The sequence below is a fragment of the Pseudomonas sp. ef1 genome (assembly GCF_007293365.2).
GTDB classification, from domain to species: Bacteria; Pseudomonadota; Gammaproteobacteria; order Pseudomonadales; family Pseudomonadaceae; genus Aquipseudomonas; species Aquipseudomonas siliginis.
On sequence record NZ_CM129815.1, the window covers coordinates 3,275,099 to 3,300,996 of the forward strand.

The 25,898-nt window shown below is 61.1% G+C and carries 22 protein-coding genes; 9 read left to right on the forward strand and 13 right to left on the reverse strand.

What is annotated here, in order from left to right; translation table 11 throughout:
* Positions 1 to 91: 91 nt before the first annotated feature.
* Together FEE99_RS14830 and FEE99_RS14835 are read right to left on the reverse strand one after the other, a co-directional pair.
* Entirely contained in the window at positions 92 to 1,111 is a 1,020-nt protein-coding gene (locus tag FEE99_RS14830) for an AraC family transcriptional regulator (RefSeq protein ID WP_041478604.1), read from the reverse strand.
* Entirely contained in the window at positions 1,108 to 2,052 is a 945-nt protein-coding gene (locus FEE99_RS14835) for a LysR family transcriptional regulator (protein WP_041478605.1), read from the reverse strand. The genes FEE99_RS14830 and FEE99_RS14835 overlap by 4 nt, the downstream gene beginning before the upstream one ends.
* A gap of 96 nt (positions 2,053 to 2,148) precedes the next feature.
* Between FEE99_RS14835 and FEE99_RS14840 the strand changes: the two genes are divergently transcribed.
* Complete coding sequence (locus FEE99_RS14840) at positions 2,149 to 2,997, forward strand: helix-turn-helix domain-containing protein (protein WP_041478653.1); 849 nt, start codon at positions 2,149 to 2,151, stop codon at positions 2,995 to 2,997.
* Between the two features lie 12 nt (positions 2,998 to 3,009).
* Here the strand turns inward: FEE99_RS14840 and FEE99_RS14845 are convergent, their stop codons facing one another.
* A complete protein-coding gene (locus FEE99_RS14845; protein ID WP_041478606.1) occupies positions 3,010 to 4,983 on the reverse strand; it encodes an alkyl/aryl-sulfatase in 1,974 nt (657 codons plus the stop codon).
* 139 nt (positions 4,984 to 5,122) lie between these two features.
* Here FEE99_RS14845 and FEE99_RS14850 point away from each other — a divergent pair, with 139 nt between their 5' ends.
* The 6 genes from FEE99_RS14850 to FEE99_RS14875 all read left to right on the forward strand — a co-directional run bounded on the left by FEE99_RS14850 (position 5,123) and on the right by FEE99_RS14875 (position 10,632).
* A complete protein-coding gene (locus FEE99_RS14850; RefSeq protein ID WP_016774109.1) occupies positions 5,123 to 5,776 on the forward strand; it encodes an ABC transporter ATP-binding protein in 654 nt (217 codons plus the stop codon).
* Positions 5,776 to 8,244, forward strand: coding sequence for an ABC transporter permease (locus FEE99_RS14855; RefSeq protein WP_371924017.1), 2,469 nt, complete (start codon positions 5,776 to 5,778; stop codon positions 8,242 to 8,244). The genes FEE99_RS14850 and FEE99_RS14855 overlap by 1 nt, the downstream gene beginning before the upstream one ends.
* Positions 8,234 to 9,301, forward strand: coding sequence for a lipocalin-like domain-containing protein (locus FEE99_RS14860; protein WP_041478608.1), 1,068 nt, complete (start codon positions 8,234 to 8,236; stop codon positions 9,299 to 9,301). The genes FEE99_RS14855 and FEE99_RS14860 overlap by 11 nt, the downstream gene beginning before the upstream one ends.
* A 205-nt stretch (positions 9,302 to 9,506) precedes the next feature.
* Positions 9,507 to 9,749, forward strand: a complete 243-nt coding sequence (locus tag FEE99_RS14865) for a hypothetical protein (RefSeq protein ID WP_041478609.1) — start codon at positions 9,507 to 9,509, stop codon at positions 9,747 to 9,749.
* Positions 9,750 to 9,760: 11 nt separating this feature from the next.
* The gene (locus tag FEE99_RS14870; protein WP_041478610.1) at positions 9,761 to 9,961 is read left to right on the forward strand and encodes a hypothetical protein; all 201 of its coding nucleotides are present in this window, start codon (positions 9,761 to 9,763) and stop codon (positions 9,959 to 9,961) included.
* An 86-nt stretch (positions 9,962 to 10,047) separates the two neighbouring features.
* On the forward strand, positions 10,048 to 10,632 hold the full coding sequence (locus FEE99_RS14875) for a hypothetical protein (RefSeq protein ID WP_041478611.1): 585 nt from the start codon (positions 10,048 to 10,050) through the stop codon (positions 10,630 to 10,632).
* Between the two features lie 323 nt (positions 10,633 to 10,955).
* Here FEE99_RS14875 and FEE99_RS14880 read toward each other — a convergent pair whose 3' ends face one another.
* The 7 genes from FEE99_RS14880 to FEE99_RS14910 all read right to left on the reverse strand — a co-directional run bounded on the left by FEE99_RS14880 (position 10,956) and on the right by FEE99_RS14910 (position 19,905).
* Positions 10,956 to 11,783 carry a glycosyltransferase family 2 protein gene (locus tag FEE99_RS14880; protein WP_041478612.1) on the reverse strand — a complete coding sequence of 276 codons (828 nt, stop codon included), beginning with the start codon at positions 11,781 to 11,783 and terminating at the stop codon, positions 10,956 to 10,958.
* A 307-nt stretch (positions 11,784 to 12,090) separates the two neighbouring features.
* A complete protein-coding gene (gene hglS / locus FEE99_RS14885; protein ID WP_041478613.1) occupies positions 12,091 to 13,479 on the reverse strand; it encodes a 2-oxoadipate dioxygenase/decarboxylase HglS in 1,389 nt (462 codons plus the stop codon).
* An 88-nt stretch (positions 13,480 to 13,567) separates the two neighbouring features.
* The gene (gene glcF, locus FEE99_RS14890) at positions 13,568 to 14,788 is read right to left on the reverse strand and encodes a glycolate oxidase subunit GlcF (protein WP_041478614.1); all 1,221 of its coding nucleotides are present in this window, start codon (positions 14,786 to 14,788) and stop codon (positions 13,568 to 13,570) included.
* Between the two features lie 2 nt (positions 14,789 to 14,790).
* Positions 14,791 to 15,840, reverse strand: coding sequence for a glycolate oxidase subunit GlcE (glcE, locus tag FEE99_RS14895; protein WP_041478615.1), 1,050 nt, complete (start codon positions 15,838 to 15,840; stop codon positions 14,791 to 14,793).
* On the reverse strand, positions 15,840 to 17,339 hold the full coding sequence (gene glcD, locus FEE99_RS14900) for a glycolate oxidase subunit GlcD (protein WP_041478616.1): 1,500 nt from the start codon (positions 17,337 to 17,339) through the stop codon (positions 15,840 to 15,842). The genes glcE and glcD overlap by 1 nt, the downstream gene beginning before the upstream one ends.
* Positions 17,340 to 17,502: 163 nt before the next feature.
* Positions 17,503 to 18,429, reverse strand: coding sequence for an alpha/beta fold hydrolase (locus FEE99_RS14905; RefSeq protein ID WP_041478617.1), 927 nt, complete (start codon positions 18,427 to 18,429; stop codon positions 17,503 to 17,505).
* A gap of 21 nt (positions 18,430 to 18,450) precedes the next feature.
* On the reverse strand, positions 18,451 to 19,905 hold the full coding sequence (locus FEE99_RS14910) for a flavin-containing monooxygenase (protein WP_041478618.1): 1,455 nt from the start codon (positions 19,903 to 19,905) through the stop codon (positions 18,451 to 18,453).
* A gap of 188 nt (positions 19,906 to 20,093) precedes the next feature.
* Between FEE99_RS14910 and FEE99_RS14915 the strand changes: the two genes are divergently transcribed.
* Together FEE99_RS14915 and FEE99_RS14920 are read left to right on the forward strand one after the other, a co-directional pair.
* Positions 20,094 to 21,167: a diguanylate cyclase gene (locus FEE99_RS14915; protein ID WP_041478654.1), complete on the forward strand. Its 1,074-nt coding sequence runs from the start codon at positions 20,094 to 20,096 to the stop codon at positions 21,165 to 21,167.
* Positions 21,168 to 21,404: 237 nt separating this feature from the next.
* Positions 21,405 to 22,640 (forward strand): M20/M25/M40 family metallo-hydrolase, encoded by a 1,236-nt coding sequence (locus FEE99_RS14920; RefSeq protein WP_041478619.1) that lies wholly within the window; start codon positions 21,405 to 21,407, stop codon positions 22,638 to 22,640.
* Positions 22,641 to 22,768: 128 nt separating this feature from the next.
* On the opposite strand, the gene FEE99_RS14925 is transcribed toward FEE99_RS14920, so the two are convergent.
* From FEE99_RS14925 to FEE99_RS14935, 3 genes are all read right to left on the reverse strand, one after another.
* Complete coding sequence (locus FEE99_RS14925) at positions 22,769 to 23,638, reverse strand: isocitrate lyase/PEP mutase family protein (RefSeq protein WP_041478620.1); 870 nt, start codon at positions 23,636 to 23,638, stop codon at positions 22,769 to 22,771.
* Positions 23,639 to 23,792: 154 nt separating this feature from the next.
* Positions 23,793 to 24,827 carry an arginine N-succinyltransferase gene (gene astA, locus FEE99_RS14930; protein ID WP_041478621.1) on the reverse strand — a complete coding sequence of 345 codons (1,035 nt, stop codon included), beginning with the start codon at positions 24,825 to 24,827 and terminating at the stop codon, positions 23,793 to 23,795.
* A 49-nt stretch (positions 24,828 to 24,876) separates the two neighbouring features.
* Positions 24,877 to 25,893 (reverse strand): arginine N-succinyltransferase, encoded by a 1,017-nt coding sequence (locus tag FEE99_RS14935; protein WP_041478622.1) that lies wholly within the window; start codon positions 25,891 to 25,893, stop codon positions 24,877 to 24,879.
* Between the last annotated feature and the right edge of the window lie 5 nt (positions 25,894 to 25,898).

The following is a 25,898-nucleotide window of genomic DNA, read 5'->3' on the forward strand; positions in this document are numbered from 1 at the left end:
GGGTTCGAGGTTGTTCACAAATCCTGTGTCAGCACTGGCCTCTGTGGGAGCTGGCTTGCCAGCGATGGGGCCAGCACTGACACCAGCCAATTCAAAGCTTCAGCCACCGCGCCCGATACTCCCCAGGCGCGCAGCCCAGCCAGCGCGCGAAAGCCCGGTTGAATCCCTGCACATCGCTGTAACCCAAGCGATCCGCCACTTCGACCAGTTCCAGCGCCCCGGACTGCAACAGGTCCTCGGCCCGATAGCGCCGATGCTCATCGAGCAGTTCGCTGAAAGTCCAGCCCAACGCCTTCAAACGCCTTGCCGCCGTGCGCTCAAGCACATGCTGTGTAGCACAGAACTGCTGCCAATCCGCTGAAGCCAGATCTTCGATCAGATAATCGCTGAGCTGTCCGAGCAAGGTCGATTCACTGAGACGTCGGGTCTGTTCCAGCAGATCGACAAGCGTTGTTTCCAATGCCGGATTGCCCGGTGTCAACGGCATCACGAACAGCTGAGGATCCAGATAAATCGCCGCGCATGATTGCTCAGCGCTCACCGGCGCGCGCAATGCCGATTGATGCTGCTCGCGGCTTGCCGATGCCAATGCCACACCCAGCACCGGATCACGATTCACGCCGCTGGCGAGCAATTTGCGTCGTACCAGGCTGCACAGGCTGACAAGGATGTAATCGGTCAGCGCCGCCGGAGCACCAAGACTGCCGGCGTCGACCAGACGCAGCGTTACGCCGTCATCTTCACGCAGGATTTGCACACGGAAATGTCCGTTGAAAAACGCAAAGTACTCAGCGAAAAACGCACAGGCACGTTCCAGCGACACCGCGACATCGAACAGATAGGTCAGCCCGTTGGTGGCCGTCGAAACGAAACGTTCACCCGCCGCCAGACCGATCAGTGGATCCCCGCTCTGTTCCACGGCAAACGCCCAGAAGCGCCGCGACATCAGCAGCGGCATGCGCGTGAACGGCGTGCGCAGATCGAACAGGCTGCGGCGCAGCTGCGCTTCGATTGCGCCTTGGGTAACGCCGCGCGCGAGCAATTCTTCAATGGCCGGCAGCAGGGTCGGCGCGTAAAAAGCGTTGACGGATTGCGGATCGATTTTGCTCATGTTGTGCGCGCGTCTCCCGTCGCTCCGTTAGCCGCCAGCAAACGCTGATCGACGCTGAGGATCGCCTCGATCATCGCCCGCGCTGCTGGCGTCAGGGTAAAACCGGCGCGGCTGACGATGCCATAACCCAGTTGCAGCGCCGGCTCGTCATGGGGGACGTCGACAAAGTCGAGCAGCTCGATCAGGCCTCGATCAAGTTGTTCACGCAAGGCCTCAAGCGTGGCGAGCCCCACCGCGTCTGAACGCAGCACTACGCGCTGGATCGCGTCAAATTGTGCGCACTCGACGCTCGGGGTGAAGTCCTGCTCACCGAGGATATCGGCGAGTACCTTGCGGATCATCGGTGGAATGCGCGTGCCGACGATCGGGTAATCGAGCAGGGCGCGCAAGCGCAGGTCTCGTTGCGCGAGGAGCGGATGGCCGGCGCGACAGAAAAACCGTCCCGGCCGCGTGCGCAGCAGGTGCACCTGATACTGCGGATCGCTGACGAAGTGCCGCGCATCGGCGACGAAAAACTCGATCTGCTGCTCGCGCAACCACAGCGTCAATTGCTGCCAGTCGCCCTGATGAAACCGCGTGCGAATCGCCGGATGCGCATCAATGAAGTCGGCCAGCGCTTCCGGCACCAGCACTTGCGCCGGATACGGGCCGCAACCGAATTGCAGTTCGCCGCCGGTGAGGCCGTTGTATTGAGTCAATTCGTTGTGCAATGCCTGACTGCCAGCGAGCAGGCGCCGCGCATGTTGCAGCACCAGTTGGCCTTGCCCGGTCAGGCGAAACTCACGGCTGCTGCGCTCGACCAGTTCGCAGCCGAGATCCCGTTCCAGAGTCTGGATGCTGCGGCTGAATGCCGGTTGGCTGAGGTTGATCGCCTCGGCGGCGCGCCCGAAGTTGCGGTAATCAGCGAGGGCGACCAAGTGGCGAAGCTGGCGAAGATCCATCATGCGTCTCCTGCATTTTGCGAATACTTTTAATGCATTGGATCGATAGCACGTCCGCTGGCATAAGTACACGCCTGTTCTTCGATGGCCGCCTTCATGTCTCAGCCTCTGTTCGCCTCCAGCGCGTTCACCCGCACGATTCTCGCGCATGCTCGCCAGTCCGGGCTGTGCCCGCAACGCTTGATGACGCGCGTCGGGATCTGCCCGTCTGTGCTCGCCGGACAGCATCAATTGATCGCCGCACAAGCGGTTGAACGGTTGTGGCGTGAGTGTGAATGGTCAGGGGTAGCGCCGACGTTTGGCTGCGAACTGTCCGACGGGATGGCGACCGATTGCCTGCAAGGACTGAATATTCTGCTCGACTCGGCCGCGACCCTGCGGGCCAGTCTGAAGTGCTTCATTGACTGCTTGCCAAGGGTGATCAATTACGTTGCGGTGGAGTTGGTCGAGGCAGGCGACGTGGCTCGTTTGCGCCTGCGTTCGCTGCAGGGGCAGCTCCATCATTTCGCTCTGGATGCGGCGGCGATAACGCTGGTGCGCAACATTGCCCGTCGACTCGGCGGGGCGCCTGGAGATTTGTTTGTGAGTGTCAGCCTGCGCCCCGCGCAAATGGCCGGTGGCTGGCTGCGTGGAGTGGGTATCGCGGTGGAGCAGGGCGAGCATCTGTGCCTGACCTTGCCGCGCTCCAGGCTCGATCAGGCCTTGCTGGGCGCCAACCCGTTTCTGCACCAGAGCATGCTGCGCCACTGGCACGCTGCAACTTGCGCGCCTGCGCGTGAGGACAATCTGACGATGGCGCGGCACTGGCTGACGGCGGGCGATCAACCGATCGAGCGGATCGCTGAGCGGCTGGGTTATCGCCAGCCGAGCAACTTTATCCGCGCGTTTCGCAAACAGTTCGGGATTACGCCGAAGCAGTTCAGATTGAATCCCGGTCAGGCATGAGGGGCGTCTGGCCTAAGGCGTGACGATATTGAACTGCGGCCCGAACGTATCCAGGCTGCCCATCAATAATCCGAATTTCTGACCATTGCCGTGCAACTTCACCAGCCCTTTTTGCATCGCCGTCGGGAAGTCCAATTGCTTCAGGCTGATCTTCTCCAGCGTATCGCGGCTCAGGCTGACGCTCGCGTCCGCCGCCGGATTCAAGCCGGCGCGGTGAGTCAGCACGCCGTTGCGCAGGGTCAGGGTGAAATCCCTTTGCACATCGTCGAACGTCCAGTTCAGCGTCAGGTCATGGGCCACGGCTTTGTCGCTGTCCAGGCGTACCGCGAGGTAATCGAAGAACATTTCCGGACTCATCGCCCGGACCATGTCCACCGATACGGTATTGGCAGACTGCGGTGGTACGCCGTTGCGCAGTTCCATCGCACCGGTCAGGTACATGTTGCGCCAGGTGGCGTTCTCGCTTTGATAACCCAACTGTTCCAGCGTCTCGGCTTGAGCGTTGCGGGCATCTGCGTTGTCCGGATCGGCGAACAGCAACTGGTTGCCCAACTGCGCGGCCCATCGATAGTCAGCGCTGGCCATCGCACTGCGCATTTTCTCCAGCACCGACGCGGCACCGCCCATGGCCTCGACCGAGCGTTTAGCCGCATCGACCGGGGGCAGCGGGTTGAGGTTGGCCGGGTTGCCGTCGTAGAAACCCATGTAGCGCTGATACACCGCGCGCGTATTGAAACTCAGCGAGCCGTAATAACCACGGGTGTACCACTTCTGATCGAGCGAGCCGGGGAGCTTCTTGATTGCTTCGGCAATTTCCAGCGGCGTCAGGCCCTGGTTGAGCAAGTGCACGGTGCGGTCGTTGATGAAGGCGTACATGTCACGCTGATCGGCGAGCAAAGTACGAATGCGCTCACCACCCCAGGTCGGCCAGTTGTGTTGGGCGAACAGCACGTCGGCCTTGTCGCCGTAGCGGGCCAGGCTGTCATCGAGGTATTGCGACCAGGCTTTGGCGTCACGCACCTGCGCACCGCGCGGGGTGAGGATGTTGTGCATCATCTGCGTGGCGTTTTCGGCCATGCACAAGGCTTTCAGCTGCGGTAGATAAAGGTTCATTTCCGCTGGCGCTTCGGTGCCCGGGGTCAGCTGGAATTCGACTTGCAGGCCAGCGATGGTGTGAGTTTCCAACGGCTCGGCAATCAGATCGGTAGGCGCGATCAGTGTGACCGTGCCACCGCTGGGCGCGCTCTTGCCGAGGCCAGCGTCGACCTGGCCGTTTTCACTGCGCGGCAACAGGCTGCCGAACTGGTACTGCGCGCGGCGACTCATGGCGTTGCCGGCCATGACGTTTTCGCTCATCACGTGTTCCATGAAACCGACCGGCGCGTAGACCTTGACCTTGCCGGACTTGACATCGGCCTCGTCGATCACCCCGCGCACGCCGCCGAAATGATCGACATGGGTGTGGCTGTAGATCACCGCGACGACCGGTTTGCGTGGGCGATTGGCGTAGTACAGATCCAGCGCCGTCCTGGCGGTTTCGGCCATGGTCAGCGGATCGATGATGATCAGCCCGTCGTCACCTTCGATGATGGTCATGTTGGCGAGGTCGAGACCGCGTACCTGATACAGCTTGGGGCTGACCTCGAACAGACCGGCGTGGGCATTGAGCTGTGCCAGCCGCCACAGGCTCGGATTGACCGATTCCGGCGCCTTGTCTTTGGCGAGGAAATCATAGGCATTGACGTTCCAGATGACTTTGCCGGCGGCATCCTTGATCTGGCCCTTGAACGGTGCGATCAGGCCTTTGCTGACGGATTCGAAATCGGTGCGGTCGCTGAAAGGCAGGGTTTGCAGTACGGCAGCGTTGCTTGCGGCGGTTTGCACGCTCGGCGCCACCGGACCGTCAGCAGCGAGCAACGGCTGGCTCAGGCAAGTGGTGATCAGGCAGGTCAGCAGGCCACGCGGGCTCAGGATGAAACGGGGCATGGGTGTCTCCGGTTTTATTATCGTTATGGCCGAACAGCCAGCAGCTTAAGGCGCGGCGCTGGGTGGACGATGATCATCAGCGGACAAAAACCATTCAGGGCCGCTATCCTAGGCCCAGGTTCACTGATCGGGTTTGCCCATGCTTGAGGTTCGCGACGTTTTCAAAAGCTATGCCACGCCACAGGGATTGTTGCCGGTGCTGCAAGGCGTCGACCTGACGCTGGAGGCCGGTGGCAGCCTGGCGCTGATGGGCGAATCGGGCAGTGGCAAAAGCACGCTGCTGCATCTGGTGGCGGGGCTGGACAAGGTCGACAGCGGCAGCATCCGCAGCGGTGAACATCGTCTGGAAGCCATGAGCGAAGCGCAACTGGCCAACTGGCGACGTACGGAAATCGGTCTGGTGTTTCAGCAGTTCAACCTGATCGGCAGTCTGCGCGTGGAAGACAATCTGGCCTTTCAGGCGCGCCTGGCCGGGCGCCATGAGCCGCGCTGGCAAGCGCATCTGGTGCAGCGTCTGGGTCTGGGCGATCTGCTCTCGCGGTATCCCGAGCAACTCTCCGGCGGTCAGCAGCAACGAGTCGCTTTGGGCCGGGCATTGGCTTCGCAGCCGAAATTGCTGTTGGCCGATGAACCCACCGGCAGCCTCGATGAAGCGACCAGCGATGAAGTGCTGCGGCTGTTGCTCGAATTGCTCGATGACACGCCGACGACCCTGCTGATGGTCACCCACAGTCAGCGCGTTGCGGCGCGTCTGGCTCAGCGTGTGGTGTTGTCGAACGGGCGGGTCGCCTGATGATCTGGCGGCAAACCCTGCGCGCGCTGCTCAGCCACTGGCGGCGCCATCCCGTGCAGTTTTTCAGCGTGCTGACCGGGTTGTGGCTGGCCACCAGTCTGCTCACTGGCGTCGAGGCGCTGAACAGTCAGGCACGTGACAGCTACGCGCGGGCCAGCCAGATGATCGGCGGCGAACCGCAAGCCAGCCTCAGCACGCCGAATGGGGCGCTGTTTCCACAGCGCTGGTTTATCGAATTGCGCCGTCAGGGCTGGCCGGTGTCGCCGGTGTTGCAGGGCCGGCTGACGCTCAAGGGCCACGAAGACCAGCGGATTCAGGTGATGGGCATCGAGCCGGTGTCGCTGCCGACGGATTCGGCAGTGGCCGGGCAGGCGATGCCGATCGAGCGCATCGTCGAATTTTTCAGCCCGCCGGGCAGCACCTGGATTTCCCCGGACACGATGCAAATGCTCGGCTTGCGCGAAGGTGATACACCGCAAACCGTAAACGGCCAAACCCTGCCGCCACTGCTCGCGCAGAAGGACATGGCGCCCGGCCTCTTACTGGTCGACATCGGCGTAGCGCAAAGACTGCTCGACCAACCCGAGCAACTGTCGCGATTGCTGCTGCCCAAGGACTTTCATCAAGAATTACCAGCGAGTTTCACCGATCGCTTGCAGCTCAAAAGCAGCGGCGAAGAAAACAATCTCGCGCGGCTGACCGAGAGCTTTCACCTCAATCTCGATGCCCTTGGATTTCTGTCGTTTCTGGTCGGCCTGTTCATCGTCCACGCTGCCATCGGCCTCGCTCTGGAACAGCGCCGAGGCTTGCTGCGCACGTTGCGTGCCTGTGGCGTCAGTGCACGAATGCTGATCGCGTGTCTGGTGGTTGAACTGGGTGTGCTGGCGTTGATCGGTGGGTTGTTCGGTGTGATCAGCGGCTATTGGCTGGCCAGCGTGCTGCTGCCGGACGTCGCCGCCAGCCTGCGCGGTTTATATGGCGCGGAAGTGGCGGGGCAGTTGCGTTTGAGTCCCTGGTGGTGGTTCAGCGGCATCGGTCTGAGTCTGCTCGGCGCGTTGCTGGCCGGGGCCAACAGTCTGCTGCGGGCGGCGCGCCTGCCGTTGCTGGCGGTGGCCGATCCGCAGGCGTGGCATCAACAGTATTCGCGCTGGTTGCGCCGACAGGGTTGGCTGGCGACAGCGCTGCTGACAATTGCGCTGGCAGCGCTGATCTGGGGCGACAGCCTGAGCAGCGGTTTCGTGCTCATGGCCGGGCTGTTGCTCGGTGCCGCGCTGGCCTTGCCGGTGTTGCTCAGCGCGTTGTTGAACCCGTTGCTCGGGCGCAGTCGTTCGGTGCTCGGCCAGTGGTTTCTCGCCGACTGCCGCCAGCAATTGCCAGCCCTGAGTCTGGCGCTGATGGCGCTGCTGTTGGCGCTCGCCGCCAACATCGGCGCCGGCAGCATGACCGCCGGTTTTCGCCAGACCTTCAACGACTGGCTCGAACAACGCCTGAGCGCCGAGTTGTACGTCAACCCGGCCAACCCGGCGCAGGCCCGCGAGATGCACAGTTGGCTCAAGCAGCAGCCCGACGTGACCGCTGTGCTGCCCAACTGGCAGGTTTCGGTGACGCTGCAAGGCTGGCCGGCCGATGTCTACGGCATCATCGACCACTCCTACTATCGCCAGCATTGGCCGTTGCTCGACAGCAGTGGCAGCGATCCGTGGGGCAAACTGGCCACGGACGATGCGGTGATGCTCAGCGAACAACTGGCGCGACGCCTGAAAGTGAAGCCGGGCGAGCATTTGAACGTTCCCACGCCGAACGGCACATGGTCGCCGCGCATCGTCGGCATCTACGCCGACTACGGCAATCCGAAGGGGCACGTGCTGATCAGCAGTGAGCACCTGCTGCGCGGATGGCCGCAACTCACGCCGAACCGCTTCAATCTGCGTATCGACCCAGCGCAGATTCCGGCGCTGCTCAACGCCTTGCAGGCGCGTTTTGCGCTGGATGACAACCGCATCGTCGATCAGGCGCGGCTCAAGGGCTGGTCGGTGCAAGTCTTTGAACGCACATTTGCTGCGACAGCAGCTTTGAACAGCCTGACCCTGGCCGTGGCGGGTGTGGCGCTGTTCATCAGTCTGCTCACTCAGAGCCAGAGTCGCCTCAGTCAGCTCGCACCGCTGTGGGCGCTGGGCGTTACACGCAAACAATTGATGCTGCTCAACCTCGGTCAGACCTGGCTGCTTGCCGTATTGACGTTGCTGTTGGCGCTGCCGTTGGGCATCGCTTTGGCGTGGTGCCTCGATGCGGTGATCAACGTGCAGGCGTTCGGCTGGCGCTTGCCGTTGCGGGTGTTCCCGTTGCAGTTGCTGCAACTGACGGGCCTGGCCTTGCTGGCGACTCTGTTGGCTTCGGCATGGCCGCTGTATTCGCTGTACCGCACGCAACCGGCGGACTTGCTGAGGACGTTTGCCCATGAGGACTAAATGGCTCGTGCTGATGATTGCGCTGCTGCTCGCTGGCTGCGATCAGCCTGCACCCGAGGAGAAGGGTTTTGCCGGCATGGGCGATCAGGCGCAATCGTTTACCCCTGTGGTGCCCGGTCGGGTGTTCAGCTTCCCGGCCGATCACGGCGCACATGATGGTTTTCGCATCGAGTGGTGGTACGTCACCGCCAACCTCAAGGATCAGCAGGGCAATGATTTCGGCGTGCAATGGACGCTGTTTCGCAGCGCCCTGAAGCCCGTCGCCGAGCAAGCCGGGTGGGGCAATCAAACGATCTGGCTGGGCCATGCGGCAGTCACTTCGCGCGCGGTGCATCATGCCGCCGAGCGCTACGCCCGGGGCGGAGTGGGCCAGGCCGGCGTGCGCCTGGCGCCGTTCGAGGCGTGGATCGATGACTGGATGTTTGCCAGTCAGACGCAGGATCCGTTGCGCGACATGCAACTCAGCGCTCGTGACAAGAATTTCGCTTATCAACTGCGCCTTACCTCCAGCCGACCGCTGGTGCTGCAAGGCGACCAGGGTTTCAGCCAGAAATCCGAAGAAGGCCAGGCGTCGTATTACTACAGCCAGCCATTTTTCCAGGCCAGCGGCACGCTGCAGATCGACGGCCAGACCTACACCGTCAGCGGCCCGGCGTGGCTCGATCGCGAGTGGAGCAGTCAGCCACTCACCGCCAATCAAACTGGCTGGGACTGGTTCTCGCTGCATCTGGACAGCGGCGAACACGTGATGCTTTATCGCATGCGGCAGAAGGACGGCGCGCCTTATCTGACCGGCACCTGGATCGCCGCTGACGGGCAGATTCAGACATTGCGCAGCGAGCAGATCAGCCTTGTGCCGCAGGATACGGCCAAGGTTGCTGATCGGCCGATGCCGGTGAAATGGTCGATCCGCATTCCTGACAAGAAACTCGATATCAGCGTTGACGCGATCAACCGCAATGCGTGGATGGATTTGCGTATTCCGTACTGGGAAGGGCCGGTGAAGATCAATGGCAGCCATCCTGGCCAGGGTTATCTGGAAATGACCGGGTATTAACGGCGGCACCGCTTTCTTCCCTGTGGGAGCGAGCCTGCTCGCGATGGCTATCTCAAAGACACCGATGATTAACAGCCTAACCCCAATCCCTGTGGGAGCTGGCTTGCCAGCGATGGCGTCAGCAAGGTCGCCACTAATCAAACCGCTCGGAACTCTCCCTTCGCCAATAGGCTCTACCCAGAAACCGCCATTTTCGGACTCACCCATGAGCGACGACGTGCAACTCCCTGACCTCAACACCTGGCAACGCCTGTTCGACGATCAGACGCTTTGGCAGCAATCGCCCGACGCTCACTATTTCGATCTGCAGCGCATCGCCGATGACCTGCTCGGCCAAGGCGCGATCGATCTTGAGCAATGGCAGTTGCTACGCGCCAAAGCCGACGATCTGCACAAGCAGTCACCCGAGGTCAACGTCGCCCGCGAACTCGAAGATCCCGAAGCCTGAGGACTCCTGCCATGAATACCACCAACAACCAGAACGACAACCCCGACGAACCACGCCCGGCCGGTGAAACCGAGCGCGACAATGATGCCCTGCGCCCGACCGATCCCAAGCAGCGGCAGGACAGCGGCAAGGGCACGCCGAGTGGCGAATCCACCGCCCAAGAGACCGCCAAGCCACATACCCGCGGGCCACAAACCCAAGTCAAGCCCTGAACAGCGTCTATGCTCACTGGCACGCCTGCTGCTGAAGTCGTTTCGGTGGCGGATGTCGCCATTTCATCACAGGGAAAGTAATGCATATGAAGCTCGACGCTCTGGCCAAGGCCATCACCCTCGCAACGCTGCTTTCTGCTGCCAGTTTCGGCGCTTTAGCTGCCGATATTCCGTTATCTGCCGTCGTTGAGGCCGATTCCGTTACCACCAAAGTGCTCGCCGTCGACCCGGCCAATCACCAGGTCGTGCTGGAAGGCCCCGAGGGACGTCAGGTCCACGTTCAGCTCAGCGACAAAGCGAAAAATCTCGCCAATCTCAAAGTAGGGGACTTGGTGAAGATCGAAGTGCAGCGGTCTGTCGCCGCTTATCTCGATACAGACGTGGATAAAGGTCTGCCAGGCACCACCGAACGTACCGGCGAACTGCGCAAGGCCCCGGGCAGCGATAACCCGGGCGGCGAGGCCTATCGTCAGGTTCAGGTGCAGCTGAAAATCAGCAAAATCGATTTGAAGACCAATCAGGTCACCCTCCAAGATCCGTCCGGACAATCGAAGACGCTCGATGTGAAGAAGCCGGAGATTCAGGCCAAGTTGAAAGATCTGAAAGTAGGGCAGAGCGTTATTGTCACTTACACCGATATCCTGAAAGTGACCAGTCAACACGATAGTTGAGTATTAACTCTACAAGTTTATTGCTCTTGTACAACTTTATGTATGAGAGCAATCATATAAAGGTTTTTGTAAGACAATTCCCGGGATAAATCGGCAAAACACGGTTTTTAACTTTTCAGTGCAAAAATTTCATGTTTGCCCATGACGACAGGTCCACTTGTTTGAATTAAAATCCTCGGCGTTCGCCCAGTGTCAGGGCTCTTTACCGGTGCAAGGATTGCCAGGCCGTAACACTGGGCGAACTCCACTACTGGCGAAAGTTGTATACAGAATCTGCAAACAAAAAGGGCGACTTTGCAGTCGCCCTTTTTTATTGTTTTCGATCAAGTCGAAGCCTGCATACCGGTTTTGCCATGCTGCCCCTGAAAGCGCTTGAGTGTCTGCTGGTACATTTTTGTACGGCGATGATCCTTGCCATACGTGCCTGCCGCCGCGACGGTGCCGGCCTGGATGTGATCAAGGTAGCGGAAGATCTTCCGCGGCGAGAGAAATCTGACGCCATAGCCCAACCCGACCATTCGATCCTGAAGCGTGTAACCAGGCACCTCTTCATCCATGCAGAAGTGCAGTCCGAGCGACTTCATCAAACGCGCATTCCACAGCGTACAGAAACTTTTCAGATGCGTTTCTTTATACGGGCGTGGTGGTTTCGAATGCAGCCCTAAATTAACTTTGAGCCGACGAACATGATGTTTGCAGAATCGCGAAGTTAACCGCCAGGTATCTCGCAGCCACCCACGATCAAGTTGCTCAACACAACCCACCGCCGCCATGTCCGCACTTTTCGTGCATTCGCGCATCATCATCGCGAACACTTCCATGTCGTAGACAAAGGTGTCGGTGTGCAGCAGAAACAAATAATCGGTCTCAACTTTCGCCAAGGCCAGATCCAGCGCCTTGCCATGGGCAATATGCCCCATTTCCTTGCCCGGCGACGGCCGCTCGATCAGATTGATCCAGTCCAGCGAACGCAAATAATCGAGGCTGGCATCCGCCGAATCGTTATCCACCACCCACACTGGAATGCCCTGCGCCTGGACATGCTCGCGCAACAGCTCCAGACACATGCGGGTAATGTCCGGGGTTTTGTAATTGACCAGAACCAGACTGAAGTCGGGATGCGGCTGGGTAGGCAGATCGAAGGCTTTCATGTCGGAGGGACTCATCACGGCTCAAGACGACAGGTTGATGAGCCGGGATGCTAGCGGGGGAAGCTTAGGTGAAGCTTAATTTGCCGATCTGATTGGTTTGTGAAAACAAGCGGGATAATTCAGATCCGACATTGTTTTCCAATAGATGCAGCGACCATTTGGTTTTGTCGCTTGTCCTGAACGGCGGTCCATCCGCAAAACCTGTGGGAGCGAGCCTGCTCGCGAAGGCGTCTTTCCACTCACATCATCGGCGACTGTTACACCGCTATCGCGAGCAGGCTCACTCCTACAATAGAACGGCGCAAATTCAGGACAGTTTGATCCGCAGCACTTCGGCACATTCCTCAATCGACCGCCGTTGCGTCTCGGCGTACAACCCCAACTCATCAATGGTCGGACGCCCCAGCGCCTGTTCGAAAGCCTGTCGATTGGAGTGTTCGGCGTAATGCGCCTGTGCGGCATCCCCCAGGTTCGACTGAAAAATCCCCGCCGCGCTCACCGGCAGGAAATCTTCGTACACCAGCGGCTCCGCTTTCACATAGCCTTCGCGCAATAAATCCTCCAGTGACGATTCGCCAAGTCCGTGCGCCGCGATGCCCTTTTCCGTAGCGAAATAACGAAAGTACGCCAGCCCCTGTTCGCGCATGCCCTCGATGCTGTCAGGAAATTCCGCAAAGTGCTGAGTCATCAGCGCGTCGTAGCGTGCGGCATTGGCTTCATTGGGGAAGTCGCCCAGTTCATCGCGAGCGGCATTCAACAAGCGGTCATACAGCGCGCGACCCTTGGGTGTCAGAGCTGCGCCGCGTTGTTCGATTTCGCCGAAGCGCGCGCTGTGGCTGCCACGGGTTTCGGGCTGATCGGTGAAGGCGATCGGCTCGTCCAGCGCCTTGAAACTGGTCTGGCGCAGCAGGATCGGGCAGTTGCGGCGTGGTGGACCTTCGATCACCGCTTTGGGTGTGATGCCATGGGCAGGCATCTGCTCCTGAACGGTGTCGATGTCCAGCGTGCGTGGGGTCAAGTGGTTGATGTGCGGGCCTTTGAACGCAACGACATCGGCGATCAAGCGGTGCTGAGCGCTGAGTTTTTGGTATTGCGCAGCAGTGACGGTGGCGCTGTGGTGCCAGCGAAAAGTCTCCAGTGCCTGTCGGACGAATTCCACGGCCTCCGCTTCATTCAGTCCGCCCGCCGTTTCCGCCTGTTCAATCAGGCGCAACGCCTCTTCAGTAAAAATCGAACGACGGGTCAGCACCGACTCGGCAAACTCACGCAGTTCACGATCTTCAATCAGCTCCAGGCGCAGCAACGAGGTGAACACGCGAAACGGGCTGACCTGCAGCGCTTCTTCATGCACCGCACGAAACGCCGTTGAATGCACCGGCACACCGGCCGGGGTCAGGTCGTAATAACCCACTGGTTGCATGCCCATCACCGCGAACAAGCGGGCGAGGGTGGCCAGCTCGCTTGCGGTGCCGACGCGGATGGCGCCGTGGCGTTCCATGTCCAGCCGCTCGATTTCGCCGGTGCGCTTGAGCTGTCCGGCAATATCAGGCTGACGTGCCAGCACTTCGCGGTTGGTTTTTTCCACCAGTTCCATCAGCGCACCGTACAGCGGCACCTCTTCGCGGTACATGTCGGACATCGCTCGGGAGAAGCGTTGGCGGATCAGGTCGGGGCTGACGAACGGCTGCACGGTCATGAAAAAAATTCCTGCCACGGTGACGAAATGGATGCCCGAAAAGATCGCAGCCTTCGCCCACGCGGGCAAACGAAGAATCCTACGAACTTCATTCTGCCAACGACTGATCCACCAGCTCAATCCAGTGTCTGACCGGCGTGCGCCCGGCGCTCGCCAGATGGCTCTGACAGCCCACATTGGAAGTGACGATCAACTCGGGCCGGCCGCTTTCCAGAGCGTTGAGTCGATGGTCACGCAGTTGCCGCGCCAGCACCGGTTGGGTCAGCGAGTAGGTGCCCGCCGAGCCGCAGCACAAATGGCCGTCCGGCACTGGTGTGAGGTTGAAGCCGAGTCGGGTCAGCACGGCTTCCACGGCGCCGCCGAGTTTCAGTGCGTGCTGCAAAGTGCACGGGCAATGCACGGCGATGCGTCGTTCGCTGGCGGCGCACACTTGCTCCAGCGGTTCCTCGGCGATGATTTGCACCAGATCCCGAGTCATTTCGCTGATCCGCCGTGCTTTCGAGGCGTAGATCGGGTCGTCCGCAAGCAAATGCCCATAATCCTTGATGAACGCGCCACAACCGCTGGCCGTTTGCACGATGGCTTCGGCGCCATTCTGCAAGTGCGGCCACCAGGCGTCGATGTTCTGTCGAGCGCGGTCAAGACCTTTGGCCTGGGCGTCGAGATGATAGTCGAGAGCTCCGCAGCAACCGGCCTCGTTCACCGGTGTGACGCTGATGCCCAGGCGATCGAGCACCCGCGCGGTCGCGTCATTGGTGTTCGGCGACAGGCCTGGTTGCACGCAGCCTTCGAGCAACAACACCCGGCGCGCATGACGAGGAGCGGGGCGCGACCCCATAACACCCAAGTGTTGCGGCAGTTTGCTTTCCAGCAGGCGCGGCAGCAGCGGTCGAAAGGTCGCGCCCATGCGCAGCAAGCCTTTGAACAAACCGGGATTGGGCGCCAACGCACGCAAGCCTTCGCGCAGCAAGCGCTGAGCGGCCGGGCGCGGCACCGCGCTGTCGACTACCGCGCGGCCAATGTCGAGCAGGTTGTGATAATCGACGCCGGACGGGCAGGTGGTTTCGCAGTTGCGGCACGACAGGCAGCGATCCAGATGCAGCTGCGTCTGCTCGGTGGCCGGTGCGCCTTCCAGCACTTGCTTGATCAGGTAAATGCGCCCGCGCGGGCCATCGAGTTCATCGCCGAGCAATTGATAGGTCGGGCACGTCGCGTTGCAGAAGCCGCAATGCACGCAGGTGCGCAGGATCTTTTCCGCTTCGCCAGCCCGGGGCAATTTTCGCGATTGCTCGCTGAGGGTGGTTTGCATGGCTAGACCTCCGCGTACATGCGTCCGGGGTTGAACAGCCCTTGCGGGTCGAGTTGCGCCTTGAGTTGCCGGTGGTAGCGCAGCAAGGTTGGCGCCAAGGGTTGAAACGGCGAGTCGGTGGCACCGTGGGTAAAGCACGTTGCATGGCCGCCCAAGGAATGGGCGAGTGCGTGAATCTCAGAGCTTTCGGATTTCACCCAGCGTTGCGCGCCGGCCCAGTCGATCAGTTGCTCGCCGGGCAACTCGAGCGGGCCGAGATTGTTCGGCAATGACAGGCGCCACAGCGGCAAGCCTTCGTCGAAAAAACTCAGGCGCTGTTCGTTGAGGTCGCGCCAGAAAACCGAGTCCAACGGCTCACCGCCGAGCCGTTGATGCGCCGCCGTTACCGAACCTTCGCCGCCTTCCAGACGCAGATACAGGCTCCGGCCATCGTGGCACGCAGCACTGATCGGCAGCGGTTGCTGGCCCCATTCGGCAAGTTTGCTCAAGGCCCGAGCGCAGTCGATATCGAGGCGAATGCTCAGGCACTGGCGCGGTTTCGGCAGGACTTTCAGCGACACTTCGGTGAGCACGCCGAGGCAACCGAAACTGCCGGCCATCAGTCGCGACAGGTCATAACCGGCGACGTTTTTCATCACTTCGCCGCCGAAGCGCAGATGTTGACCGAGGCCGGTGATTACCCGCGTGCCGAGAACGAAGTCGCGTACCGAGCCGGACCACGGCCGGCGTGGCCCGGACAGTCCCGTGGCGACCATACCGCCGACCGTGGCGCTGTCGGCGAAGGACGGCGGTTCACAGGGCAACATTTGCCCGGCGTCATCCAGCGCCGCAAGCAGCTCGGACAACGGCGTGCCGGCACGTGCGGTGACCACCAACTCGGTCGGATCGTATTGAACGATGCCGCGATGAGCACGGGTGTCGAGCACTTCGCCGGCCACCTCGCGACCGAGAAACGCCTTGCTGTTGCCGCCCTGAATCTTCAGCGGCGTGGCATTGGCCCGCGCGGCGTTGACCTGATCGAGCAGGGCGTTGGCGGCGTCGAAATCAGCCATCAGAATCGCTCCAGCTCGGGGAAGGGCAGTTGCCCGGCGTGAATGTGCATCGCGCCGAATTCGGCGCAGCGGTGCAGGGTCGGAATGTTCTTGCCGGGATTGAGCAGGCCCTGCGGATCGAACGCGGCTTTCACTGCATGAAACAGCAGTAACTCGTCGCTGTTGAACTGCGCGCACATCTGATTGATTTTTTCGCGGCCGACGCCGTGCTCGCCGGTGATGCTGCCGCCGACTTTCACGCACAGTTCGAGGATCTTGCCGCCCAATGCCTCGGCGCGATGCAGCTCCCCCGGCTGGTTGGCGTCGAACAGAATCAGCGGATGCATGTTGCCGTCGCCGGCATGGAACACATTGGCGACGCGCAAGCCATATTCTTCGCCGAGGCTGGCGATACCTTGCAGCACAGCGGGCAATTCGCGGCGCGGGATGGTGCCGTCCATGCAGTAATAATCCGGCGACAACCGGCCGATCGCCGGAAACGCATTTTTGCGCCCGGCCCAGAAACGCACGCGCTCGGCTTCGTCCTGGGCCTGGCGCACCTCGGTGGCGCCGGCCGCTGTCATGACTTCCCGTACGCGCTGGCAATCGTCGTGCACGTCGGCTTCGACACCGTCGAGTTCGCACAGCAGAATCGCCTCGGCGTCGACCGGGTAACCGGCGTGGATAAAATCTTCGGCGGCGCGAATGGCCAGGTTGTCCATCATTTCCAGGCCTCCGGGAATGATCCCGGCAGCGATGATTTCGGCAACCGCTCGGCCGGCCTTCTCGACTGAATCGAAACTGCCGAGCAGGACCTTGGCGACTTGCGGTTTGGGCAGCAGTTTCACCGTGACTTCGGTGATGATCCCCAGCAGGCCTTCGGAGCCGGTGAACAAGGCGAGCAGGTCAAAACCGGCTGAATCGAGCGCCTCGGAGCCTAGCGTCAGACGTTCGCCCTCGATGGTCAGTACTTCGATTTTCAACACGTTGTGCACGGTCAGGCCGTACTTGAGGCAATGCACGCCGCCAGCGTTTTCCGCGACGTTGCCGCCGATTGAACAGGCGATCTGCGATGACGGATCCGGTGCGTAATACAAGCCGAACGGGGCCGCCGCCTGGGAGATAGCAAGATTGCGCACCCCCGGCTGAACCCGCGCGATGCGTGCAGCGGGGTCGATGTGCAGGATGTTGTTGAACCGCGCCATCACCAGCAGCAGGCCCTGTTCCAGTGGCAGGGCGCCGCCGGACAGTCCAGTGCCGGCACCCCGCGCGACCACGGGCACGTTGTTCTGATGGCAGAGTTTCAGCAAGGTTTGCACCTGTTCGAGTCGACGGGGCAGGGCCACCAGCATCGGCGTGGTGCGGTAGGCGGAGAGGCCGTCGCATTCGTAGGGTTTGAGTTCATCTTCGCGCCAGAGGATGTCCAGGTCCGGCAGGGCTTGTTGCAGGGCCTTGAGCAATTCGCCCTTGTTCACCTCGGGCAACGGACCGTCGAGGCGTTCGTCGTAAAGGATGTTCATGGGAACGCCAACCTTCTGTCTCCGCTGATCGTTCCCACGCTCTGCGTGGGAATGTAGCCCGTGACGCTCTGCGTCACTGGACGCAGAGCGTCCCCTGAGGCATTCCCACGCAGAGCATGGGAACGATCAGTTGCGCAACCTGGGGCATTGCGAGTATCCATCTTCATCGCTGTCGTTCCAGAAACTCCCCGTACAGCCGCGCGGTATTTCCCGGCTGTTCGACCATCGGCATGTGCCCGACGTGATCCCACACATCCACTTCGAGATTGGCGATGCCTTTGCTCCACACCGGCACGCTGCTGACGTCGATCAGGCGATCCTTGCGCCCCCACAGCAACAGCGCCGGGCATTTGATCTCGGCCAGTTTCGGCTCCATCGGCGGGCTGGCGCGGAAGTCGCGGAAGATTTCTTCGAGCTCGTCACGTTGTTGCTCATAGCGCTGGGCGACGGCGTCCAGCACCAGTTTCGGTACCCACGGCGGCGACTCCATGGTCATCGCGTAGAAGCGCTGGAATTCTTCGCGGGAGTTGATCAGGAACGGGTTGTGCCCGCGCGCCAGATGGCGCTCCATGTCGCTCGGCTCCGGTGCGGTGACGCCGGCCGGGTCGATCAATGCCAGCGAGGCGATTCGCTCGGGATAGGTCGCCGCCAGCCACGCGGCGATGTAGCCGCCCATGGAGTTGCCAATGACATGGACTTTCTCCACGCCGCAGACGTCGAGCAGTTGAATCATGCGTTTGGCCTGAACCGCAATGTCGTAACCGCCGCCAGCCTTGAAGCCAGTCTCACCGTGGCCGGCCAGATCCGGGATGATCACCCGATACTGACGGACGAAATGCCGGGCGCAGCGCAGCCAGAGGTTTTTGTCGGCGCTGAAGCCGTGCAGCATCAGGATCGCGCTGGACGCCTCGTACGGCCCGCCTTGCCAGGTTGACACGGTCATCTCGGCGATCGGCACTTCGATCTTGTGCAATTTGTACAACTTGGCCTCGCTGGCCATGGCCAGGTTGTACAACCAATGGCCGACCGCTGGGTAACTCAACCAGCTCCAGGCCACGAAAACCGCGAGTGCGACAAACAGCAAAAGCATCGACGTCTTCCTTATACGTGTTCAGGACAAAATATGGTCGGCCGGTTTCAGCGCCCGGGTCAGCAGGTGATAGCTGAAACTGAAGCCGGGAAACATCGCGATCACATGGCCGCTCTTGCTCTGGTACCAACTGTGGCAGCCACCGGACTTCCACACCGTGCGCTGCATTTCCCGGTGGATCATTGCAGTGTAGGTACGTTCTGCGTCACGGCGCACTTCGATGCTGCGCAGGCCTTTGGCCCGTACGGTGCGGATGCAGTCGAGGATGTAGTTCATCTGCGATTCGATGATGAACAGCGCCGAGGTGTGGCCAATGCCGGTGTTCGGCCCGGTGACGATAAACAGGTTGGGGAAATCCGGCAGGCTGGTGCCGAGGTAGGCGCGCGGGTATTCGGCCCAGACATCTCTGAGTTGCACCGCGTTTTTGCCGCTGACCGGGTAGGAAATCACCCCGTCGGTGGCGTCGTAACCGGTGGACCAGACGATCAGATCAACATCGAGATGCTCACCGTCCACGGTGTTGATCCCGCTTTCGTCGATCGAAGCGATGCCGTGCTCGCGACTGTGCAACGTGACGTTGGCGCGGCTCAGCGCCGGGTAGTACGTGCTGGACACCAAAACGCGTTTGCAGCCGATGGTGAAGTCCGGAGTGAGTTTTTGCCGCAGCAGCGGGTCCGGAACCTGGCGCTTGAGAAAACGCAGCGCATGTTGTTGGACCAGATGAATCGCCGGTCTCGAGTATTTGAAGGCGATCACCCGGGTTTCGAATTGCCAGTAGATCAGCCAGCGCAGCAGCTTGTACGCCGGCTTCAGACCGAGCAGCCAGCGTTGGAAACGGCCGAATTTGCGATCGGCACGCGGCAGCACCCAATGCGGCGTGCGCTGGAATACATGCAGGTGTTCGACTTGTGGCGCAATCGCCGGGATCACCTGCGCGGCGCTGGCACCACTGCCGACGATCGCCACGCGTTTACCGCGATAGTCGTAGCTGTGATCCCAATTGTTTGTGTGAAAAGTCTTGCCTTGAAAGCGATCCATCCCGGCAAAGTTGGGGATGACCGGCTGACTCAGCGGCCCGGAAGCATTGATCAGGAATTGGGTTCGGAAAGTACCTCTGGCGCGGGTGTGCACCAACCAACGCTTTTCCGCTTCGTCCCATTCGACCCGCTCGACATCGGCCCCCAGTTCCACGCGCTCGCGTAAACCGAACTGCTCGATCAGCTGTTCGGTGTAGCGACGCAGTTCCGCCTGTTCGGCGAACATCTGCGACCAGCGGTAGGGCGCGAATGACAGCGAATACAGCGGCGACGGCACGTCCACCGCTGCGCCGGGGTAGGTGTTCTGGCACCAGGTGCCGCCGAAAAAATCGCGTCGTTCAAGAATGCGAAAGTCGTCGATTCCGGCCTTGAGCAGGTTGACCGCCGCGCACTGGCCGCCGAAACCGCTGCCGATGATCAACACAGCGTAGGTATGCATGTGCCCCCTTTTTATAGTTGTTTTTCCATTTCCCCTCTTTCATTTATAGCCAACTCTGGGCCGCGCGTGCGGCGCTGATAGCGCTCTATTCAGGCCGCTGGCCGGTGATGGCTATTTAGCGGCGCCCTGATAGACTCCGGACACATCCTTGTCGGGATGTAACCATGCATCGCGCGGTCGAGGCCCTTATGGGAAATACGCGAGGAAAGGGACTTTCACTGGCCAGGAGGCTGTACAGGTCGCGGGTGTTCGGGCTGCTGCTCGGGCTGATGTGTGTCAGCGTGGCGATGCACGCGCTCGATCCGCCGCTGTGGGTGTGGGGCCTGATGCTGTTCAACGGCCTGGTCTGGCCGCATCTGGCCTTTCAATGGGCGCGAAGCTCGAGCGTGCCGTTTCGCGCCGAACACCGCAATTTGCTGATCGATGCATTCATGGGCGGCTTCTGGGTCGCCGCCATGCAGTTCAATCCCTTGCCCAGCGCTACCACGATTTCGATGATGGCGATGAACAACGTCGCCATCGGTGGCGGGCGTTTTTTGCTGGCGGGCACGGCGGCACAGCTATTCGGTATGGGCGTAGGGCTGGTGGTGTTTGCGCCGGCGTTCATCCCGCCAACAACGCCGCTGCAGCTGTACGCCTGTTTGCCGTTGCTGTTGCTGTATCCGCTGGCGCTGGGCTGGATCTGCTTTCGCCAGGCCTCGACCCTCGGTCGGCACAAGCGCGAGCTGCTGGCGTTGAGTCGCACCGACAGCCTCACCGGCCTGCTCAATCACGGCGCGTGGAAGGATCAACTGAACCTCGCGTTCCAGCGCTGCAAACGCCAGCAGCAGGGCGCGGCGATTGCGCTGATCGACATCGACCACTTCAAAGCGATCAATGACACCTATGGGCATGTCGCTGGCGATATCGTCCTGCGCCAGTTGAGCAAACTGCTCAAACAGAATCTGCGCGCCACGGATGTGGCGGGGCGCTATGGCGGGGACGAGTTCTGCGTGATTCTGCCGGAGCTGCCACTGTTCAACGCGGCTCAGGCCATGGAAGCCTTGCGCGAGCGTTTTGCGGTGATGGGCTACGAGCAGAACCCCGCGTTGAAGGTCAGTCTGAGCATTGGCCTGGCCGCGTACGACCCGAGCCATGCCGACGCCACGCGTTGGCTGGATGAGGCCGATCAGGCGTTGTACGAAGCCAAGGCCAGTGGGCGCAATCGGGTGATCTGCAACAGCGACAACAAACCGAGGCAGGCGCTGCTGGATTCGGTTTGAAGAGTGATCGGAGATCCCATGTAGGAGCTGCCGAAGGCTGCGATCTTTTGGGACGCTCTGCGTCCCGGACTGCGTTCCTTTGCTGCGCGTGGGAACGATCAAAATCAAAAGATCGCAGCCTTCGGCAGCTCCTACAGTTTGTTCGGTGTCAGTCGGGCAAGTGTCGCATCCGCTATAGAGCCTTGCGCCGATGTCGGTTACGGTTGAATCCCTCCGACACGAAACAAGGACTGCTTCATGACGTTCTCATTTTCCCGCTCTCTGCTGGCCGCCAGCCTCGGTCTGTCCCTCGCATTCTCGGCCGCAAACGCCGCCGAACCGCACAAACAAGTGCTCGCCGATGCCGAGCAGTATCAGCCCGAAGCCCTGAAATTGTTGGAGCGACTGGTCAATATCGACTCCGGCTCAGGTTATGAGCCGGGCCTGAAACAGGTCAGCGACATTGCCATCGATGAACTGAAAAAACTCGGCGCCACCATCGAACTGGTGCCCAACACCCCGGAAAAATCCAACCACGTGCTGGCCACGCTCAAAGGCACCGGGAAAGCGAAGATTCTCCTGATGGCGCACATGGACACTGTGTTCAAGGAAGGCTCCGCCGCCGAGCGGCCTTTCCACATCAAGGACGGCCGCGCCTACGGGCCGGGTGTAATGGACGACAAGGGCGGCATCGTCGCCGGCATCTACGCATTGAAAGTGCTGAAGAACCTCGACTTCAAGGATTACGCGCAGATCACCTTCCTGCTGGATGCCAGCGAAGAAACCGGCTCGGACGTCGCCACCGACCTGATCAAGAAAACCGCCAAACAGCACGACGTCACCCTCAACCTCGAACCGGGGCGCCCGGCCGATGGCCTGGTGGTGTGGCGCAAGGGCAGTGCGACGGCGCTGGTCGAAGTCAAAGGCAAGGCCGCCCACGCCGGCGTCGCGCCAGAATTGGGACGGAACGCGGCGATGGAAGCGGCGCACCAGATTCTGCAACTGGGCAAGCTCGGCGATGAAGCGAAGAAGACCACCATCAACTTTACCGTGCTCAAGGCCGGTGATCGCACCAACGTGATTCCTGATCAGGCCACGGCCAAAGCGGATGTGCGCGCGGCAGTGCCGGAGGAATTTGATCGCATCGAGAAGGATCTGGCGCGGGTCTCGCAGGACAAGTTGATTGCCGATACCGAAGTGAAAACGTCCTTGCAGCGCGGACTGCCTCCGATGCCGCAGACGGCGGAGTCGGATCGCTTGATGGCCATGGCCCAAGGGATCTACGGCGAGATCGGCCGCAAGTTGACCGAGGAGGGCAGTGGTGGCGCGGCGGATGCCAGCCTGTCCGCAGGCGTAGGGACGCCGACGCTGGATGGCTTCGGGATTGTCGGCGGCAATATTCATACGCCGGAGGAATACGCCGAAGTGGCGAGCGTGGCGCCGCGGATTTACTTGTTGTCGCGGATGATTATGGAGTTGGCCAAGCCGCGGTGAAGCAGTGATCATTCCCGGTTCAGCCCCGCAGCCGCAGACGCTTTCGCGAGCAGGCTCGCTCCCACAGGGGACCGCATTTCAACTGTGGGAGCGAGCCTGCTCGCGAAGGGGCCGGTGCAGCGTGTGCATCACTCCTTGACGCTCATGTATTCCTTGGCCCAGAAAATGTATTCCTCGGGTTGGGTATAGGTGTGGGTCAACTCGGTCGCGCTCAGATCGGAGGCCTGGGTGAAGATCTGCCGCTGTTCGCGCAGGCTGTCATAGGTGGCCTTGATCGCGGCGAAGTAGGCGCCATGGCCGTCGATGGTCACGCGCACGCCCAGTTCGGCCAGGCGCTTGTCGTCGCGCAGGGCCGGGTTGCCGTAGGTGACCAGCATCAGCGGCACGGTCAGATGTTCGGCGATCTGTTCCAGCTGATCGAAGTCCTGCACGCCGACCATGCAGATACCGTCAGCGCCCGCCGCCTGATATTGGCGGGTGCGGCTGATGATTTCCTGATTCGGCAGAATGCCGGCGTTGGTGCGGGCGATGATGGCCATCTCGGTGTCGACCCGGGCTTCCAGCGCCGCGCGGATCTTGCCGACGCCTTCGGCCACGGTGATCAGGTCGGTGGATTTGCGCCCGAATTGCGCGGGCAGCAGGGTGTCTTCGATGGTCAGTGCAGCGACGCCCGCGCGTTCCAGTTCGACGATGGTGCGCATCACGTTAAGAGCGTTGCCATAGCCGTGGTCGGCGTCGGCGATCACTGGCAATTGGGCGACGCGGCCAATGCGCGTGGCCTGTTCGGCGAATTCGCTGAGGGTGATCAGGGCGAAGTCCGGCGCGCCAAGCACCTGCAGGGAGGCCACGGAACCGCCGAGGATACCCACTTCAAAACCCAGGTCAGCGGCGATGCGGGCGGACATCGGGTCGAACACCGAAGCCGTGTGATAGCAGGTGTCGGAGGCCAGCAGCTGACGGAAGTTACGGCGCAAATCTTGATGGGAAAGCCTGGTCATACGAGTTCCACCAATACATAAGGAATGGAAAGGCTTGAGCAAAGGTGTCAACGCCGAAGAATGAAAAGGCTATCACGCGAATGGGTCAAGAATCATGACGAATTTGCGCGGCAGGACTGGCGGCTGAAAGGTTTAATCTCTCGCGCTGGGAATATCAGGCCGCCACGGCGTGTTGCTGTTGATGGGGCAGAAGCACTGCGCGCACTGAATTGCCCGGCTGAAGTTGCAGGCGTTTGGCAGTGAGACGATCGACAACCAGGCTGTTGCCCACCAGGCGACCGGGCGCCACGGTGATACGGCAGTTTTCCAGCCGGCGGTTGTGAATCAGCCATAGCGGCGCCTGCTCGTCCGGGGTGCCGAGGCTCAGGGTCAGTTCGAGACTGTCGCGCACCGTGCGGATGCTGCGGATCGGCGCTTCGATGACCGGGCCACCGTCGAAAATGTCGATATAGCCTTTGTGCGTGAAACCCTCGGCCTGAAGAATCTTCAACGCGGGCTGGGTGTTCGGGTGAGTCTGGCCGATCGCGGCCTGCGCCTGTTCGGTGAGCAGGCAGGTGTACAGCGGCTGGCGCGGCATCAGTTCGGCGATAAAGGCTTTGTTGCCCAGACCGGACAAGTGATCGGCGTGGGTGAAATCCATCTGGAAAAAGTGCCGGCCGAGGCTGTCCCAGAACGGTGAGCAACCGTTTTCATCGGCACTGCCGCGCAGTTCGGCGATCATCTTCTCGCCAAACAGATGCGGAAATTCGGCGACGAACAGCAGACGACCCAGCGACAACAGGCGGCCATTGCTGCCGTTGCGCTGGTCATGGCGCAGGAACAGCGAGCACAGCTCCGATTGGCCGGTCAGTTCGTTGTTGAGGAACAACGTTGGGATCTGCCGCTGAATGCCCAGATCCGGCGCCGAACTGACGGTCACCCCGAGCCGGTAGTTGTACCAGGGCTCGCGCAGGCCAACGGCGCCGGCCATCGCGCTGACACCGACCACGCGCTGCTCATCATCCTCGAGGACAAACAGGTAATCGGCATCGGCGCGCTCCACCTGTTCGGCGAACGCCCGTTGCGCCCAGCGCACCCGGTGCGCAAGTCGGTCCTCGTTGGCCGGAAGGGTGGTGAAACCTGGTCCAGCCTGTTCGACGAGGGTCATCAAGGCAGGCAGGTCGCTGACTTTTACCGGACGGACAATCATGCTCCAACTCCTTTGGCGTACCGATTCAGGCGCGGATGGCTAACGCGGCTCACAGAGCGACCAGCCGTATCGAGCTGCCTTCGCTGACTTTCAGCGCCGCGCAGATGGCGGGTGTCAGGGGCAGCGGTTGATCAGGGTGATAATCGAGTTCGGTGACAATCGCGCGGTAGTCATGCAGGGCGTCATTGCTCAGCAGATAACGGCCACGGGCGTCGGTCGATACTTGTTGGCGGACAATGGCGGTCTGGCTGTCAGCGATCGAGCGAATGTTTGCGGTACGCGCATACAGGGTCGGGCCGGCGTCGAACAGGTCGATGTAGCTGTTGGTTTCGAAGCCTTCCCGCGCGAGGATGTCGAACGCTTCCTGGCCGTCCGGGTGCACGCGGCCGATGCAATCCTGCGCCGCTTGCGGCAGCATCGGCACGTAGATCGGGTATTGCGGCATCAGTTCGGCGAGAAACGTGCGGCTCTGCAACCCGCAGAGGCGCTCGGCTTCCGCGTACGGCAGGTCGAAGAAATGCTTGCCCAGCGCATCCCAGAACGGCGAGTGACCCTGCTCGTCGCTGTAGCCGACGATCTCGGTGATCACCGCCTCGGAGAACCGCTGTGCATGCGCAGCAATGAACAGCAGGCGCGCTCGCGACAACAGTTCGGAAAACGGCGTACGCACCAGAGCGGCGTCAATGTGGAAACCGCGCAGCAAGGTATGCCCGCTGAGGTCATGGCACAGCGACAACGCCGGCACGCCATGCTCGATGTTCAACTCTCGCGATGCACTGGTGAAATGGCGATTGCGCAGGCTGTAGAACGGCTCCTTGAAACCGGCGGTGGCAAGGATTTCCGAGCAGCCGACCAATTGCTGGCGTTCGAGATCTTCCAGTACAAAGAAATAGTTTTCCGGCCCCTGGGCTGTGGCAGCGCTGTCGAAAGACGCGCACGACGCGGCGATTTTTTCGCGCAGGTGTTCGCTGTCATCCGGCAGCGAAGTCACGCCGATCAGGCTCTCGCGGGCCAGGCGCTGTAGCTGGGGCAGATCATTCTGCTCGACTGGGCGTAAGACCAGCATGGATG

What these genes read in the sequence shown, in the direction of transcription:
- FEE99_RS14875 (WP_041478611.1), top strand. Translation starts at nt 10,048, where the DNA reads ATGAAGCTCGACGCTCTGGCCAAGGCCATCACCCTCGCAACGCTGCTT.
- FEE99_RS14850 (WP_016774109.1), top strand. Translation starts at nt 5,123, where the DNA reads ATGCTTGAGGTTCGCGACGTTTTCAAAAGCTATGCCACGCCACAGGGA.
- astA (WP_041478621.1), bottom strand. Translation starts at nt 24,827, where the DNA reads ATGATTGTCCGTCCGGTAAAAGTCAGCGACCTGCCTGCCTTGATGACC.
- FEE99_RS14925 (WP_041478620.1), bottom strand. Translation starts at nt 23,638, where the DNA reads ATGACCAGGCTTTCCCATCAAGATTTGCGCCGTAACTTCCGTCAGCTG.
- FEE99_RS14935 (WP_041478622.1), bottom strand. Translation starts at nt 25,893, where the DNA reads ATGCTGGTCTTACGCCCAGTCGAGCAGAATGATCTGCCCCAGCTACAG.
- hglS (WP_041478613.1), bottom strand. Translation starts at nt 13,479, where the DNA reads ATGACCGTGCAGCCGTTCGTCAGCCCCGACCTGATCCGCCAACGCTTC.
- FEE99_RS14865 (WP_041478609.1), top strand. Translation starts at nt 9,507, where the DNA reads ATGAGCGACGACGTGCAACTCCCTGACCTCAACACCTGGCAACGCCTG.
- FEE99_RS14845 (WP_041478606.1), bottom strand. Translation starts at nt 4,983, where the DNA reads ATGCCCCGTTTCATCCTGAGCCCGCGTGGCCTGCTGACCTGCCTGATC.
- FEE99_RS14855 (WP_371924017.1), top strand. Translation starts at nt 5,776, where the DNA reads ATGATCTGGCGGCAAACCCTGCGCGCGCTGCTCAGCCACTGGCGGCGC.
- FEE99_RS14880 (WP_041478612.1), bottom strand. Translation starts at nt 11,783, where the DNA reads ATGAAAGCCTTCGATCTGCCTACCCAGCCGCATCCCGACTTCAGTCTG.
- glcD (WP_041478616.1), bottom strand. Translation starts at nt 17,339, where the DNA reads ATGAACATCCTTTACGACGAACGCCTCGACGGTCCGTTGCCCGAGGTG.
- FEE99_RS14835 (WP_041478605.1), bottom strand. Translation starts at nt 2,052, where the DNA reads ATGGATCTTCGCCAGCTTCGCCACTTGGTCGCCCTCGCTGATTACCGC.
- glcF (WP_041478614.1), bottom strand. Translation starts at nt 14,788, where the DNA reads ATGCAAACCACCCTCAGCGAGCAATCGCGAAAATTGCCCCGGGCTGGC.
- glcE (WP_041478615.1), bottom strand. Translation starts at nt 15,840, where the DNA reads ATGGCTGATTTCGACGCCGCCAACGCCCTGCTCGATCAGGTCAACGCC.
- FEE99_RS14870 (WP_041478610.1), top strand. Translation starts at nt 9,761, where the DNA reads ATGAATACCACCAACAACCAGAACGACAACCCCGACGAACCACGCCCG.
- FEE99_RS14910 (WP_041478618.1), bottom strand. Translation starts at nt 19,905, where the DNA reads ATGCATACCTACGCTGTGTTGATCATCGGCAGCGGTTTCGGCGGCCAG.
- FEE99_RS14860 (WP_041478608.1), top strand. Translation starts at nt 8,234, where the DNA reads ATGAGGACTAAATGGCTCGTGCTGATGATTGCGCTGCTGCTCGCTGGC.
- FEE99_RS14915 (WP_041478654.1), top strand. Translation starts at nt 20,094, where the DNA reads ATGGGAAATACGCGAGGAAAGGGACTTTCACTGGCCAGGAGGCTGTAC.
- FEE99_RS14840 (WP_041478653.1), top strand. Translation starts at nt 2,149, where the DNA reads ATGTCTCAGCCTCTGTTCGCCTCCAGCGCGTTCACCCGCACGATTCTC.
- FEE99_RS14830 (WP_041478604.1), bottom strand. Translation starts at nt 1,111, where the DNA reads ATGAGCAAAATCGATCCGCAATCCGTCAACGCTTTTTACGCGCCGACC.
- FEE99_RS14920 (WP_041478619.1), top strand. Translation starts at nt 21,405, where the DNA reads ATGACGTTCTCATTTTCCCGCTCTCTGCTGGCCGCCAGCCTCGGTCTG.
- FEE99_RS14905 (WP_041478617.1), bottom strand. Translation starts at nt 18,429, where the DNA reads ATGCTTTTGCTGTTTGTCGCACTCGCGGTTTTCGTGGCCTGGAGCTGG.